The following is a 14,215-nucleotide window of genomic DNA, read 5'->3' on the forward strand; positions in this document are numbered from 1 at the left end:
AAGCAGGTATTAAAACTTGTGTCAGGGCTGACTATCACCTTAAGCATGGCCTTAAGTGCGGCTGAAAAACCCAATATTATCTGGCTAATCTCGGAAGATAACTCCAAGCATTTTTTAAATTTGTATAGCCCTGGTGGGGTAAAAATGCCTGAAGTTGAAAAATTAGCTGATCAAGGGTTAATTTTTGAAAATGCTTATTCGAATGCCCCTGTTTGCTCAACTGCTCGTTCAACATTGGCCACAGGTGCTTATGGTCCTAAAATCGGCACTCATTATCATAGAGCTTCGCATTTTACCCGTTTAGCAGAAGATTTAACGCCAATATACCAATTGATGAAAGAGGCAGGTTATTATGTGACCAATAACGCTAAAACAGACTTTAACTTTGTTGAAGATGGGCAGTTATTTGCACAAAACTCGCATAAAGCTGACTGGCGTGCTCGTCAGCCTGATCAACCGTTCTTTCATATTCAAACTTTTTACGAAACGCATGAATCTAGATTGCACTTTCCGGTCTCTGATATCCAAGACAAACCGACAGTTCACGATCCAAAAAAAGTGAACTTGTTTCCTGTTTATCCAGACACTGAAACTTTTAGATATACACATGCCAGATATTTGGATTTGCATTTAAAAGTTGATGCTGAAATTTCCAAAGTGATGGCTAAATTAGAAGCCGACGGCGAGCTGGAAAATACCTTTATTTTTTATTTTGGTGACCACGGTGGGGTACTGCCTGCCAGCAAAGGGCAAATATATGAACGGGGTTTGAATGTTCCTTTAGTCATTCGTATTCCTAAAAATTACCAGCATCTTGTAGGGAAGGGACTTAGAGCACCTCATAATACGCGGGTACAAGGGGTTGTGAGTTTTGTTGATTTTGCACCAACTGTCGCTCGTTTAGCTGGCATTAAACAAACTGAACAATATGACGGTGAAGCTTTTTTAAGCTCAGATCTTAGCTTAAATAAATTAAACCAACGTAGTCATGCGTTTGCATACGGTGACAGATTTGATGATAAATATAATATGGTGCGTTCGGTTCGTAATGGTCGTTATAAGTATGTAAGAAGCTATACGCCTTATTATGCTTGGGGACTGCACTCTTATTATCGCTATCATCAAGCGGCTTATAAAGAATGGCGCAACCTGTATCACCAAGGCAAATTAAATCCAGTGCAAAGTGCATTTTTTGAGCCGGTTGCTGCAGAACAATTATATGATGTGATGAGCGACCCACATGAAACAAAAAATCTAGCATCCGATCCTAACATGCAAAAAACGCTATTGGCATTAAGAGAGCAATTGGCAAATCAATTGTTAGATTGGGTTGATTTAAGTTTTTTCCCTGAATCTTATTTAGCTAAATATGCATTTGATGATGTAAAAAACTTCAAATCAATGCACCGCACAGAAATGCAGCAGTTATTAGACATCGCCAATTTACAAACGCGCCCGTATTCAAGCACACAAAAAACCTTAGAACAGCTATTGCAGCAAGGCACCGAGTTTGAAAAATATTGGGCGTTAATTGTATTAAGTTCATATGGCAAATCAGCACAAGCCAGTGCACAAGTTGTCCGTTCTTTGCTCGCGACAACAAAAAGCACCTACGTGAAAATGCGTGCAATTGAATTTTTAACCATTGTTGATGTTTATGATCCACGCAACAGCTTAACCGAACTGATTGAAACAACAGAGGGTATCTTACGTTTAGAAGTTTTAAATATTGCAGCTTTTTTACACGAAGTCCATGGATTTGACTTTCCGATTTCAGACAAGTTTATTGAACAAGTCGCCGCACGTGAGCCGTCTAATAGACTTGAAAAAGGTGTTTTATTTAGTACAAGTGAGCGTTTAAACTTTATTAAATAAAAGGGTTAAATAACACAGATAGAAAAACCATTGTGGTTTATTATAAAAAGCGCGGGTGAGTTGCTCGCGCTTTGTATTAAAAAAATAGCATGGTTAAACTTATGAATTATCGAGCGACTTGTCAGCAAAACGAATATGCGGAGTTGGTATCTATTCATCGGCTGAATATAAAAGCCATTGATATTAATGGGCGGCAGCTAATAGGGCGAGCTTTAGACATTAAAAAAGCAGACACAGGTTTGGGTGAAGTGTTGCAAATTGAAACACCAAATGGTGTACAAAGCCTATTTATCGCTGAGCTCAAATCGTTAAATGCGTTTGATAATAAAGCACAAACGCATAACTTTAGCGTAGAATTTGAGACGTTAAATAGCTGTAATTATGATTGATTTAATAAAAACCGGATCGCCAAATCAACCCGTTCAGCCCAAGCATTTTCGGAGTGATTGGTGCCAGTAAATTCACGACTTATCCAGTAGCCAATTGGATATTTATGCTCAACAAAAATTTTATCAACGGGTTCTTGCAAAGCCGGATATAAAGCATCTAGGGTTTCAGTGCCAAAATCAAAGTAGATTTTATGTTTGTTCAAACGATGTAAATTTTGTTTGATATAGGCCTGAAAATAAGTCGGGATTGGATTATTTTGATGGCTGAAATCACCCGGCCAATGAGTAGATAAAGCGGCCGCGCCGCGAAAAATTTCTGGATACTCTAATAACCCATACCAAGAAATTAAACCGCCCATACTAGAGCCCATTAAATACGATGCATCTGAGTTTACTGAATAGTTTTTTTCTATAAATGGCATTAACTCTTTAACGATAAAAGCTAGATATAAATCCGAATAAACAGGTTGTTGAAATAATTTGTTCTCACCACCCCGTGTTTTATCATATAAGCTATTTTGCAAATCTTGTGGCATATTTAAAAAAGGCTTTTGTGGAAAGTACTCGCTATGTCTGTTACCACCACCATTATAGATACCAACAATAATAAAAGGTTTAACCTGACGATTGTTTATTAAACTCGTTACAGTTTTATCTAAGTCCCAGGATTGTCCATTCCATGTTCGTTCTGTGTCAAAAAGCATTTGTCCATCATGCATATAAATAACAGGGTACTGGTTGTTTTTGTTATATCCCGGTGGCAACCAAACTTCAATGGTGCGATCTGGCACATGCTCTGATTTAAATGATTGGTATCGTTCTAGTTTTCCATCGCTGACTTGTGGCCATACCATTGCACTTAAGGGGCCGCTAAAGACAAAAATCGCAAGTAGGATAATTTTTTTCATAGGTTAAATTTATTTAAAAAACTTGTTGTGTTTATCAATATATCTAACCTTTGTTTGAGGTCAAATGAATACGAATGCATTTTGTTATTAACTGGTTGTTCAGTTATTTATTTTTTAATTTATATATTTTAACTTTTCTATATAAAAACTTTATATCAGAAATGAATTGTTATACATTTGTTTTATTGCAATAAGCTATCCATAGGAAACCATATTAATGATTAACACAGCTCAGTTGCGACCAGTATTGTTTGCTGTCGCCAGCCTGTTCTCTGTCTCGGCTGCTGCACAAAGCGATCAAGCTATCCTTGATTTGCTTGATCAGCCAGAGCAATTGGCAGCAGGCGAAACGGCTTTTAACTCGATTTGCGCTTCTTGTCATAAAAAAGATTTAAGTGGGGCGACAGGTTTTAATTTAAAAGATTCAGAATGGGTACATGGCAGCGCGCCATCAGACATCTATAAAAATATCCAAAATGGGTTTGCACAAGCTGGTATGCCAGCTTTTAAAGGCATGTTTAGCGATCAACAAATTAAACAAATTACAGCTTATATTTTGTCTAAAAGAGAGGGCTGGGACAATTTAACCTATAAAGTATTCGAACTGGCTGAGGGTCGCGCACGTGACTGGGATCAGGTGTTAATGCAAAGAGCCGTAAAATCTGGCTCTGCGAACAAAAATATGCCTGATTTTAATATTCCTGAAAATGAAGAGTTTGCCTATGTATTAAGCGGTGATTTTTATGCTCCACGGGACCAGGATGCCCGTTTATCTGTTCATGCGCCCCACACACTTTTAGAAGTTTATATTGATGGTGAAAAAGTGGCTAAAAAAGGTAACGCTTGGCGTGGAAGTTACCCTTTAAAACGAGGTAAACAGCATCTTGAATTTCGTTTAATGACCCCACCAAAACCTTTCCCTAAATATACCCGAACCAATGCTTCTTTAATAGTGACCAATGATGCCGAAAATATAAAACTATTCCCAGCGTCTAAAAGGGCTGTGCAGCAGTTAGCTGGAACTAATTTCCCCATTACTGCGACAAACAGTGAAGTGGTGCAACGCAAAGTTGTAATCGAATTACCGCCATATTCGGTGGCCGTTGGTTTACCACAAAAAATGAATTACGCCTTTAATACTCGAAGCTGCGCGATTGTTGGCGCATGGAAAGGAGACTTGTTAAACATAGGTCCCAACATCAAAGAGCGTGGCCAAGATGGCAGTGTGCCACTTGGCGATTGGTTATTTCATGCGCCAGAGCAAATCAAACCACTAACAAAAGACTGTGATTTTATTAAATACACCCGTCGTGACGCGACTGAGTTTGAGTTTACGTTGGCCGACACACGTTTATCCGTTGCGGCAACGCAGGCTAACAATCAAACACTGACATTGACCTATAAAGTACTAGGCGGAGCTAAACCGACTCAACTTAAATTTGCGCTTCCGCGGTCAAAACAAAACAAGTATCAAATTAATGGTGGTCAACTAGTCAAACAAGGGCCTCATACACAGTGGCACATTAATACTGCACAAAATAAAACATTCAGCATTCAGTTAAGTGCAGTAGGAGAATTATAATGAGCATAAAATCTATCTTCAAACCATCGCTATTCGCCTCGCTTTTGCCTCTGGGTCTTTTACTAACAAGCACTCACAGTTTTGCAAATAAAAACTATATCCCTGAAGGTTATGAACTTAAAACTGTGATGACCCCTAAAGACGTGCCTTTTCATATAACCGGGTTAGATTCAGCGGAAAATGGTGATATTTATGTGGTGACTCGGTTAGGTGAAGTGTGGCGATATGATCAAAAATGGCACAAATTTGCTGACGGTTTACATGAACCAACTGGTTTAATGGTGGATGATGACGGCAGTATTTTAGTCGCTCAAAAACCCGAATTAACCCGCTTAGTGGATACCAATAAAGACGGCTGGGCTGATGAATACATTCAAATTGTTGATGATTGGGACTTTCACGATAACTACCACGAATTTACTTTTGGTCCGGTAAAAGATAAAGCGGGCAATTTATATGGTACCCTAAACCTAAGTCATGGCGCGCCAAATAGTTTTTCGTTGGGGACTATGGGCAGCGCGGGTGGCTGGCGTGGCTGGGCATTTGAAGTGACAAAAGCAGGTGAATTTAAACCTTTTGCATATGGTTTAAGATCGCCAGCTGGTATTGGTATTAGCCCAGAAGACGAGTTGTTTTTTACCGATAACCAAGGCGATTGGGTGCCTACCTCTAAAATGCATTTATTGCAGAAAGATAAATTTTACGCACACCCAGTGTCGTTAATTGATCACCCAGATTGGGATGAGCAAAAAATTCGCAATGCCAAGCCAGAAGATTTTGCTAAATTTAGTGAAAAGCCAGTGGTTTGGATCCCGCATATCGAAGTGGCTAACTCACCGGGTAACCCAGAATGGGATACCAGTGGGGGTAAATTTGGTCCATTTGAAGGTCAGATTTTTATTGGCGATCAAACCCAATCCAACGTATTTAGAGTGATTCTTGATAAAGTTAAAGGTGAGTATCAAGGGGCTGTCATCAATTTTGTCGGTGGCATGCAAAGCGGTAATATCCGTACTCATATTGATAATAAAGGCCAGCTGTGGGTCGGTCAAACTGCGCGTGGCTGGGGAGCAAAAGGTGGTAAGCCATTTGGTTTGCAAAAAATTGTTTGGAATGGCAAACAACCGTTCGAAGTGTTAGATGTTAAATTAGTAGAAGACGGCTTTAAATTAACCTTCACGCAAGCGCTTAAAGCAAGCTCAGTTAAGCCAAGTAGTTTTGCCGCAAAACATTGGCATTATGATTATAACGGCAATTATGGCTCGCCCAAACGTGGTGTTACTCAGTTGCCTATTAAAACAGCCAAGCTAAGTGATGACGGGAAAACGGTTCATTTAAAAATGTCTCTCACGGCAGATAAAGTCGTGCAAATTGACTTCAACGGCGTAAAAAATAAAGCAGGCAGCCAAGCGTCTACTCGCACTCTATATTACACGCTAAACCAATTGAACAATTAAGGGGGCGATATGAGCCTACAATGGATGCGAAATAGCCGCGAGCAGAAATTAGTCCCCTTATTTTTTGTGTTAATATTCAGCCTATTGAGTTTTAGCAGTGTAGCCGGAGAAAGAGCGAGTTTTAACCAAGGTTGGAAATTTAAACTGGGTGACGATAAAAGGTTCGCTTTGCCTAGTTATGACGATACTGGTTGGCAAAGTGTGACTTTGCCTCATGACTGGGCGATTGCTGGGCCATTTGATCCTAAATACAACGCCCGAACTGGTGGTTTGCCTCATTTAGGTACTGGCTGGTATCGCAAAACTCTGACCCTTTCTAAACAGCAAGCGGGTAAACGTGTTCGTTTAAGTTTTGATGGCGCGATGCAAAACGCGCGGCTTTATGTAAACGGCGAACTCGTCGGTTATCGGCCTTTTGGTTATGTTGGTTTTCATTACGATATTACTGAATATCTAAAATTTAATGGGCAAGCCAATGTGATAGCGGTTAAATTGTTTGCCGAAGATTTTGCCAGTCGTTGGTATCCAGGGGCGGGTATTTATCGGGATACTTGGTTAGAAATTGATGAACCTCTGCATATTGCGCAGTGGGGGACTTTTGTTACCACCCCAAGTGTCAATAAAAAGCAAGCCAGAGTTGCCGTAAAAACTGAAATTAATAACCTGGAGCAAGTTGATGGAGGTGTTTTAAAAACACGCATCCTTGATGCGCAAGGCCAGCCAGTGGCTAGTGCTGAGCAAAAGTTAAATCCAAATCAAAAGTTGGCAAAACAAGATTTTACTATTTCAAATCCGCATTTATGGGGCGTTGATAACCCTTACCTTTATCGAGTTGAATCAAAACTATATTTAAATGGCCAAGAAGTTGACCGTTATTATTCACCACTTGGTATTCGAGATCTTAAGTTTACGCCCGACAATGGTTTTTTCTTAAATGGTGAGCGTGTGCAAATTCAAGGCGTTTGTTTACACCATGATAACGGTCCGCTAGGCGCAGTGGCGAATCGTCGAGCGATCGAGCGTAAACTACAAATAATGAAAAAAATGGGTGCGAATGCTGTTCGCACATCTCACAATCCGCCGTCACCAATTTTAGTCGAATTAGCCGATAAAATGGGTATTTTGTTGCAAGTTGAGGCGTTTGACGTTTGGAAAGCACCCAAACGTGGCGCTCTAAACTCTTATAACAAATACTTTGACGAATGGCACGAAAAAGATCTCCGTGCAATGATCAAACAACACAGAAATAATCCATCAATCATTATGTGGAGTACGGGCAATGAAATTATGGAGCAGGCTCAAAAAGACGGTTGGAAACGTGCTAAGCAGCTAACTGATATTGCAAAGGATGAAGACCCAACGCGCTTAGTGGCGGCTGGTTTTAATCATTATCCGGGGGCGATCAATAATAAATTAAGCGATCAAGTAGATATAGTGGGTCTAAACTATAAACCTGTTGCCTATCAAAAAGTCCATCAGCAGAATCCAGATTATATATTGCTGGCAAGCGAAACATCATCGGTGACCAGCACGCGCGGTGCGTACCATTTTCCGGCGTTAGAAAAAGGTCGCAAAGATTTATCCGTTAGCAAACATGATTCACGTGAAGTTAGCAGTTACGATTATATTGGCCCACCGTGGGCTTACCCGCCAGATATTGAGTTCTATTATTTAGATAACAACCCTCAAGTGATGGGAGAATTTGTTTGGACTGGGTTCGACTATTTGGGGGAACCCACACCATACGGTGGTCGAGATCATAATAAAGACGGTCATTGGAATGCAGACTGGCCGGTTAAATCATCATTTTTTGGAATTGTTGACTTAGTCGGTTTACCGAAAGACAGATATTACCTGTATCAAAGCCAATGGTCAGACAAACCTATGGTACATGTATTACCCCATTGGAATTGGCCTAATAAAGTGGGGGAAAGCATTCCTGTGCTTGCTTATACCAACGCAGAAGCAGTTGAGCTTTTTGTAAATGGAAAATCAATGGGCAAAAAACGCAAGGGTATTGATAAAGCAACCATCCCGATTGATTTTACCCGCTGGGATACGTTAGGTGAAGGCGAATTTGAGTGGCAATCACCTTATCGGTTACGTTGGGATGTTGAATATCAACCGGGTGAAATTGAGGTTGTGGCCTACACTAACGGCAAAGTCGTTGCGCGTAAAAAAGTTGTCACCGCCGATACTGCCTATCAATTGAGTTTAAACGCTGATCGTGAAGTGATCCAAGCCGACGGCCAAGACCTGTCTTATATCACGGTTGAGGTAAAAGACAAAAAAGGCCATTTAGTGCCAGATGCCGAACACAAAATAAGATTTTTTGTTGAAGGGGGGGAAATCGCAGGGGTTGGTAACGGTGACCAAAGCAATTTGATCCCTTTTAATGCCGACTACACGCGGGCTTTTTATGGAAAAGCTGTGCTTATTGTTAAATCGAAAGCTGGTCGAGCGGGCAAGATCAAAGTCCGTGCCTTTAGCAGTCATTTGCAAGAGGGTCATTTAGAGTTAACCGCAAAACCCTAAACCCCACATCAAATTACACCTTAAAAACCTTTATTTAGTTTTTAAGGTGTAATATTTGTTAAAACTGTTGACAGTTTACAACTTTAACTATTTAATTACATGTAAATTAGTTGTATTAAATATAACGGTGAGCTGTGATGGACATTGTTAGTGAGCAAAGAATAGAGTTACCCGCGGGATTACAAAATTTTAACACGAGTAAGTTGTTGTTAAGCCTCTTGACGTTTTTTGCCGGTGCGATTGCACTGCCGTTATTGTTGAACTTATGGTTTTTATGGGGCTGGTTGCTTTTTAGTTCGGTTATTTTGGTTAAATTTTATCAGCGTGAGATTGAGCAACGTAATGCTCAATTTAAGCAATTAGTTGGACAAACAAACAGTCAAATTGGCCAGCTAAAAAACCAACAAAACACTCAAATTTTAGAGTTAGAAGGACAGATCGAAAAAATCCAACAGCAAGCTCAATTATATAAAACCGTGTTGGATACCATACCTGATTGGATTTATGTAAAAGATAATGACCATAATTATATTTTTGCCAATCATTCGTTTTGCCAAGCGATTCCAGACTTAAAAATAGGTCAAAGTGATGATTTATTTATGCCAATGGATTTTTGCAAAAAAGCCTGGTTAGACGAAAAAGCCGTCATGGAAAATACCAAAAGCTTTATTAACGTAGAAGAGCAGGCCGGTGATACTTGGTTTTCGACCACTAAAGTGCAATGGCGTTCTGAAGATACAGATAAACTACAAGGCATTATAGGTGTCACTCGTAACGTTACAGATGCTGTCGTAAACAGACAAAGAATAGAAGAAAGTAACATTTTAATTAAAGAAAAAATTGAAAAGCTGCACAAAATCAAAGCAGAAGCGCGTCAATCTCGGGGCTTAGCTGAGGCTTGTTATAAAAACTTTGATACTATGTCTTTTACCATTGGCGACATAAATACCAAAAATGATCAAATTGCCGAAACCGTTACTCTGATTAAAGGATTAGCGAACCAGTCAAAATTATTGTCGATCAACGCCGCAATCGAAGCTGCAAAAGCGGGTGATAGTGGCCGAGGTTTTGGTGTGGTTGCACACGAAGTAAGAGAACTGGCTGAGCGTAGTGAAGAAGCGGTGACAGAAATTGAAAGTGCAATCAGTGCAGGCACCCAAGTGATAAGCGAGGGCAATAGAATTGCAGATGAAGTGGGTCAGTCTTTTCATCAAACGATAGACAATTTTCAACAGATAGCTCAGGCAATGGATCTGTTAAGTGATGAGTTACTGCAAATAGAGCAATCTGTATAAAATTGCTGGGTCATCAGTGTAGTTAAGGTCCTCAAATAAATATAAGTTGTTCAATTAATTAAAGCGAACCTCTATTGTTTTGGCGATGGTTTTGATGTGCGGCAAAAAATTTGCAAAAGGCAGATATATTGTTTTAAATTGACACTAAATCAACCCGCAAAACACGCGAGAAAAACCTGGAGCATTCAAATCATAGGGACTAGAGCTCTTCTAGGCTCATTTAAAAAGCTAAATCCTAGGTTGAATGTAACAGCTTGGCCGGTAGAACTATTCATCTACACACACGGTGTGTAAATGTGGTGCACGAATACCCCATTGTCAAATGGGGTATCCAGTTATTAAATCCGCCTTGGTTGCATCTAAGTGTGCAAAGCCGGTTTACTCGTCGACTAAACGCCAGGTTCTAACCCAATCAACTTTCATGGTATTACGGTTGTCGTCCAATAAGTCGGATTTTTTCGGTAAACCGCCAACCCAATGGGAATCTTGGGTCCATAAATCCCAAATTAAATGTTGTTCAAGGGTAAATGGTTGCTCAGACGTCACGCTGTTAACAGGTTCGCCATTTAAATAAAATTGCACTGTATGTTCATCTTTCCACCAAGCGCCATAAACATGGTAAGCCTCGTTCCAAGGCACGCCTTTTAATGTGTTTTTATCGGATAATTGGCGATTGTCTGAAGGGGTTTTATCGCCGTTACGCTCTGTCACACCGTCTTTAACAATAAAGTACTGGGAGTGCATTTCCCAAGGGTAATTTTTGTGTTTGGCTTGATTCATCGATGGGTTAGAGTTGTTTTCAATGATGTCAATTTCGTCTCTGTTATTGGAGTCGCCATTGTTTAACCAAAAGGTGTTGTACGCCGAAATGTGAGCGACTTTTATTCGTGACTCTGTGTACATAGGAAACTTTATTTTGTCTTTTGAGCGAACGCGTGAGGTTTCAAACCATTGCTCTGCGCTGCCTTCATCTAACGTCGCTTTAATCCACAAATAACCGTTAGAGACCCCTGAATTTTTATTCAACATATTGACTGGGGTATTGCCGTAATTCCAATTCGTTTTAGTCCATTTGTTTGAGTCCCATCTATCAAACTCATCCGATAAGCTGGCAACTTTTTGCCATTTTTTACCCTCTGGCGTTGTATTGTCAAAGGATACAAAGCTTGGGTAATCCGGGTTTGCGGTATTCACATCAATCACATCAGACACTTTTTCAGGTGCCTTAATTGTTTGGTTTAATGTGTCGGAGCCATTGGTAATGCCACACGCAGTGACAACAGACAAACTTAATAAAGAAAAGGCAAATGATTTAAAAGTACACATCTTGAACTACCTATTGTAAACGGGTCATTAAATTTTTAATCAATATAATTTAATTGTTAACAGTCGTCAATGAGTCTTTGGGAACAGATATAGGCACTTTATTTTTGTTTTAACTTTTCAAATTTACAGTAAAATACGGTATTCGTATTTATGAGTATTTTATTTTGCATGCCATCTCGATCAGATCTGCTGAGTTAGCAGACATAAATGTTTTGGTTCAACTAGAAGAATGCTGTTTTAAAAGTGACCGTCTAACCAAACGCAGTTTTAGGCGTTTTATTCAAAGTGACTCAGCCAGTTTGCAAATTGTAGAGCAAGACCAACAATTGTTGGCATATGTGCTGGTCTTGTTACATAAAGGCAGTGTGCTGGCGCGTGTTTATTCGTTAGCGGTTCATCCCCAGGCGCAAGGGCAGGGCATTGCCGCGAAGTTAATGCAGGCTGCTGAAAAAATATCTGCGGAGCAAGCAAAACTGTTTTTACGGTTAGAAGTTGCACAAAATAATATTGCGGCGATCAATCTTTATCAAAAGCTGGGTTTTAAAGTGTTTGATGTCTACCCAGACTATTATGCCGATCATCAAAATGCACTAAGAATGCAAAAACGCTTGTTATTTAAACCGCAAAACTTAACAACCCCCAAGGTACCTTGGTATCAACAAACCACAGACTTTACCTGTGGCCCTGCGGCCTGCATGATGGCGATGAAAGCACTGGTTGATGATTTATCGCTTACGCAAAGTTTAGAGTTAGAAATATGGCGGGAAGCCACCACAATATATATGACATCTGGACATGGCGGCTGTCATCCAATTGGACTTGCATTGGCGATGCAAAAGCGTGGATTTACTTGCCAGTTATATTTAAATCAACAAGATACTTTGTTTTTAGACGGTGTACGCAGTGATCATAAACGACAAATCATAAAAACAGTAGATGACAGTTTTCGCCAACAAGCAAAACATAGTCAGCTGCCTATTTATGAAAAGCGTTTTTCACTTGATGAAATGCAACAAGCATTGTTTAGTGGGAAAATGTTAATCATTTTGATAAGTACCTATAGATTTGATGGAAAAAAAGCGCCTCATTGGGTTGTGGTGTCGGGCATGGATGATACATGTGTTTATTTGCACGATCCTGATCCAGTCGATAAACAAACCGATCAGGCCGCGTGTCAATATTTACCAATTAAAAGAGATGAATTTGCAAAAATGATGCAATTTGGAAAAAGTAAACTGCGCTCATTAATTTTGTTATCAGCGCCCGCGTAGCTCCAGACGGCGGGCCATCTCAGACATTATTAACATATAAAGCTCATCCCCCAAATATAGATCTTCGACCCCTGAATCCAGGCTTGGATTGTCGTTAATTTCAATAACAAATGCTTGTTTGCCTTGCTGTTTTATATCAACACCATAGAGGCCATTACCAATGACTTTAGATGCTTTAATCGCAGCATCTAAAACAGACTTCGGGACTTCAAAAGTGGGTAGTGTTTCAAAACCACCTGATTCGGTTTTTTTTCGGTTATGGTTGTAGATTTGCCAATGGTTACGAGCCATTTTATATTTGCAAGCGTAGAGAGGTTTGTTATTTAAAATACCAATCCGCCAGTCAAACTCTGTAAACAAATAGGTTTGTACTAATACTAAAGCACTTTTGGCTAAAATATCATTCAGGCGGTTTGTTAACTCGTTTTTATCATTAACCTTAAACACCCCCAGCGAAAATGCACCTTCTGGTATTTTTAACACCATAGGGTAACTAAACTCGGCTTCTAAATTTTGCAAAGTACTTTCGCTTGCGTCTGAAACACTCAGGGTTTTTAACGCAGGTACATGATTATAGGTAAAAGCATCATGTAAAAATACTTTATTGCAGCAGCGCAATATGGATGTTGGATCATCAATAACAACCATGCCTTCAAGTTCGGCTTTGCGAGCAAACTGATACGTATGATGGTCTATCGCTGTGGTCTCACGAATAAACAGCGCGTCAAACTCAGTCAATCTGTGGATGTCGTCTGGGCCAATAAACTCGGCTTGTATGCCAACCTTAGCGGCTGCTTTTTGCATTTTTTTTAATGCAGCTTTATCGCTCGGTGGTAGCTTTTCCGCTTCGTTCGCTAAAATCGCCATTTCCCAGCGAGCTTGTTTTGCTGGTTTTTTTTGGTTCCATAATTTTTGGTTAAATTTAAATAAAGCCGTATGAAAGTCAATAATTTGCTCAGCTAATAAATCGCTTAACGAGCAGGCTGTAACTTGTAAAATTGCCCAAGGTTGAATTTGCAACTCTATTTTTAAGATTGGCGCGGCGAATAAACCAAATAGTTTTTGACTTAAGTTATCAAAACCGTCAATTGGGCTCTGCCCAAAATAGATCCATAGCTCTATTTTTTGCTGCTGCCAAAGTGGACTCTGAGGAGGAATTTTAGGGACCAGTTTGCCACTAACCTGAGGTTTATACAGTTGTTCGTTCCGTAAGTCATTAATTGTATTAACACTAGGTATTACTTTATGGCCACGGGCTTCAGCCAACAAAGAACAATAATATCCTTTGCCTAAATATTGTTCGGTAGAACAAAGGTTGATCACACGAACATTTTTTAACTCCTTTTTCGGGTGCTCTGCAAGATACTGCTCAAAACTAATGGCAAACTCACCTAGTTCTAAATGTTGGGTTAATGATAGATCGTCGACAACGATAAGCTGAGCTTGCATAAAATTCCTTAAAAATAAATGGCTCAATGAGCCGCATATTTAAGTCCTTTTTGCACACTCGTCAAGCTATATTATCGATTTCTGGGCGATACCCTAAAACAAAAAATTTACATTTCTGTGAAAAATAT

The 14,215-nt window shown here is 39.8% G+C and carries 10 protein-coding genes; 7 read left to right on the forward strand and 3 right to left on the reverse strand.

Annotated elements, in window-relative coordinates; all coding sequences use genetic code 11:
• Positions 1 to 18 precede the first annotated feature (18 nt).
• Both C727_RS18860 and C727_RS0117240 read left to right on the forward strand, forming a co-directional pair.
• Complete coding sequence (locus C727_RS18860; protein ID WP_162131415.1) at positions 19 to 1,875, forward strand: sulfatase family protein; 1,857 nt, start codon at positions 19 to 21, stop codon at positions 1,873 to 1,875.
• Positions 1,876 to 1,976: 101 nt separating this feature from the next.
• Positions 1,977 to 2,264 carry a hypothetical protein gene (locus tag C727_RS0117240; RefSeq protein WP_017446915.1) on the forward strand — a complete coding sequence of 96 codons (288 nt, stop codon included), beginning with the start codon at positions 1,977 to 1,979 and terminating at the stop codon, positions 2,262 to 2,264.
• On the opposite strand, the gene C727_RS0117245 is transcribed toward C727_RS0117240, so the two are convergent.
• Positions 2,255 to 3,172, reverse strand: a complete 918-nt coding sequence (locus C727_RS0117245; protein WP_017446916.1) for an alpha/beta hydrolase — start codon at positions 3,170 to 3,172, stop codon at positions 2,255 to 2,257. The genes C727_RS0117240 and C727_RS0117245 overlap by 10 nt on opposite strands.
• 217 nt (positions 3,173 to 3,389) lie before the next feature.
• Between C727_RS0117245 and C727_RS19225 the strand changes: the two genes are divergently transcribed.
• The 4 genes from C727_RS19225 (at position 3,390) to C727_RS0117270 (ending at position 10,041) form a co-directional block, all read left to right on the forward strand.
• Positions 3,390 to 4,754, forward strand: coding sequence for a c-type cytochrome (locus C727_RS19225; protein WP_017446918.1), 1,365 nt, complete (start codon positions 3,390 to 3,392; stop codon positions 4,752 to 4,754).
• Positions 4,754 to 6,211 carry a DUF7133 domain-containing protein gene (locus C727_RS0117260; RefSeq protein WP_017446919.1) on the forward strand — a complete coding sequence of 486 codons (1,458 nt, stop codon included), beginning with the start codon at positions 4,754 to 4,756 and terminating at the stop codon, positions 6,209 to 6,211. Before C727_RS19225 ends, C727_RS0117260 begins: the two co-directional genes overlap by 1 nt.
• A gap of 9 nt (positions 6,212 to 6,220) precedes the next feature.
• The gene (locus C727_RS0117265) at positions 6,221 to 8,746 is read left to right on the forward strand and encodes a glycoside hydrolase family 2 TIM barrel-domain containing protein (protein ID WP_017446920.1); all 2,526 of its coding nucleotides are present in this window, start codon (positions 6,221 to 6,223) and stop codon (positions 8,744 to 8,746) included.
• 137 nt (positions 8,747 to 8,883) lie between these two features.
• Positions 8,884 to 10,041 carry a methyl-accepting chemotaxis protein gene (locus C727_RS0117270; RefSeq protein ID WP_017446921.1) on the forward strand — a complete coding sequence of 386 codons (1,158 nt, stop codon included), beginning with the start codon at positions 8,884 to 8,886 and terminating at the stop codon, positions 10,039 to 10,041.
• A gap of 378 nt (positions 10,042 to 10,419) precedes the next feature.
• Here the strand turns inward: C727_RS0117270 and C727_RS0117275 are convergent, their stop codons facing one another.
• Entirely contained in the window at positions 10,420 to 11,367 is a 948-nt protein-coding gene (locus C727_RS0117275; RefSeq protein ID WP_017446922.1) for a LamG domain-containing protein, read from the reverse strand.
• Between the two features lie 164 nt (positions 11,368 to 11,531).
• On the opposite strand from C727_RS0117275, the gene C727_RS0117280 reads away from it, so the two are divergent.
• Positions 11,532 to 12,638, forward strand: a complete 1,107-nt coding sequence (locus C727_RS0117280; RefSeq protein WP_017446923.1) for a GNAT family N-acetyltransferase/peptidase C39 family protein — start codon at positions 11,532 to 11,534, stop codon at positions 12,636 to 12,638.
• On the opposite strand, the gene C727_RS0117285 is transcribed toward C727_RS0117280, so the two are convergent.
• A complete protein-coding gene (locus C727_RS0117285; RefSeq protein WP_017446924.1) occupies positions 12,624 to 14,087 on the reverse strand; it encodes a RimK family protein in 1,464 nt (487 codons plus the stop codon). The genes C727_RS0117280 and C727_RS0117285 overlap by 15 nt on opposite strands.
• Positions 14,088 to 14,215: the final 128 nt, after the last annotated feature.

It is taken from the genome of Gayadomonas joobiniege G7 (assembly GCF_000300815.1).
Lineage (GTDB): Bacteria > Pseudomonadota > Gammaproteobacteria > Enterobacterales > Alteromonadaceae > Catenovulum > Catenovulum joobiniege.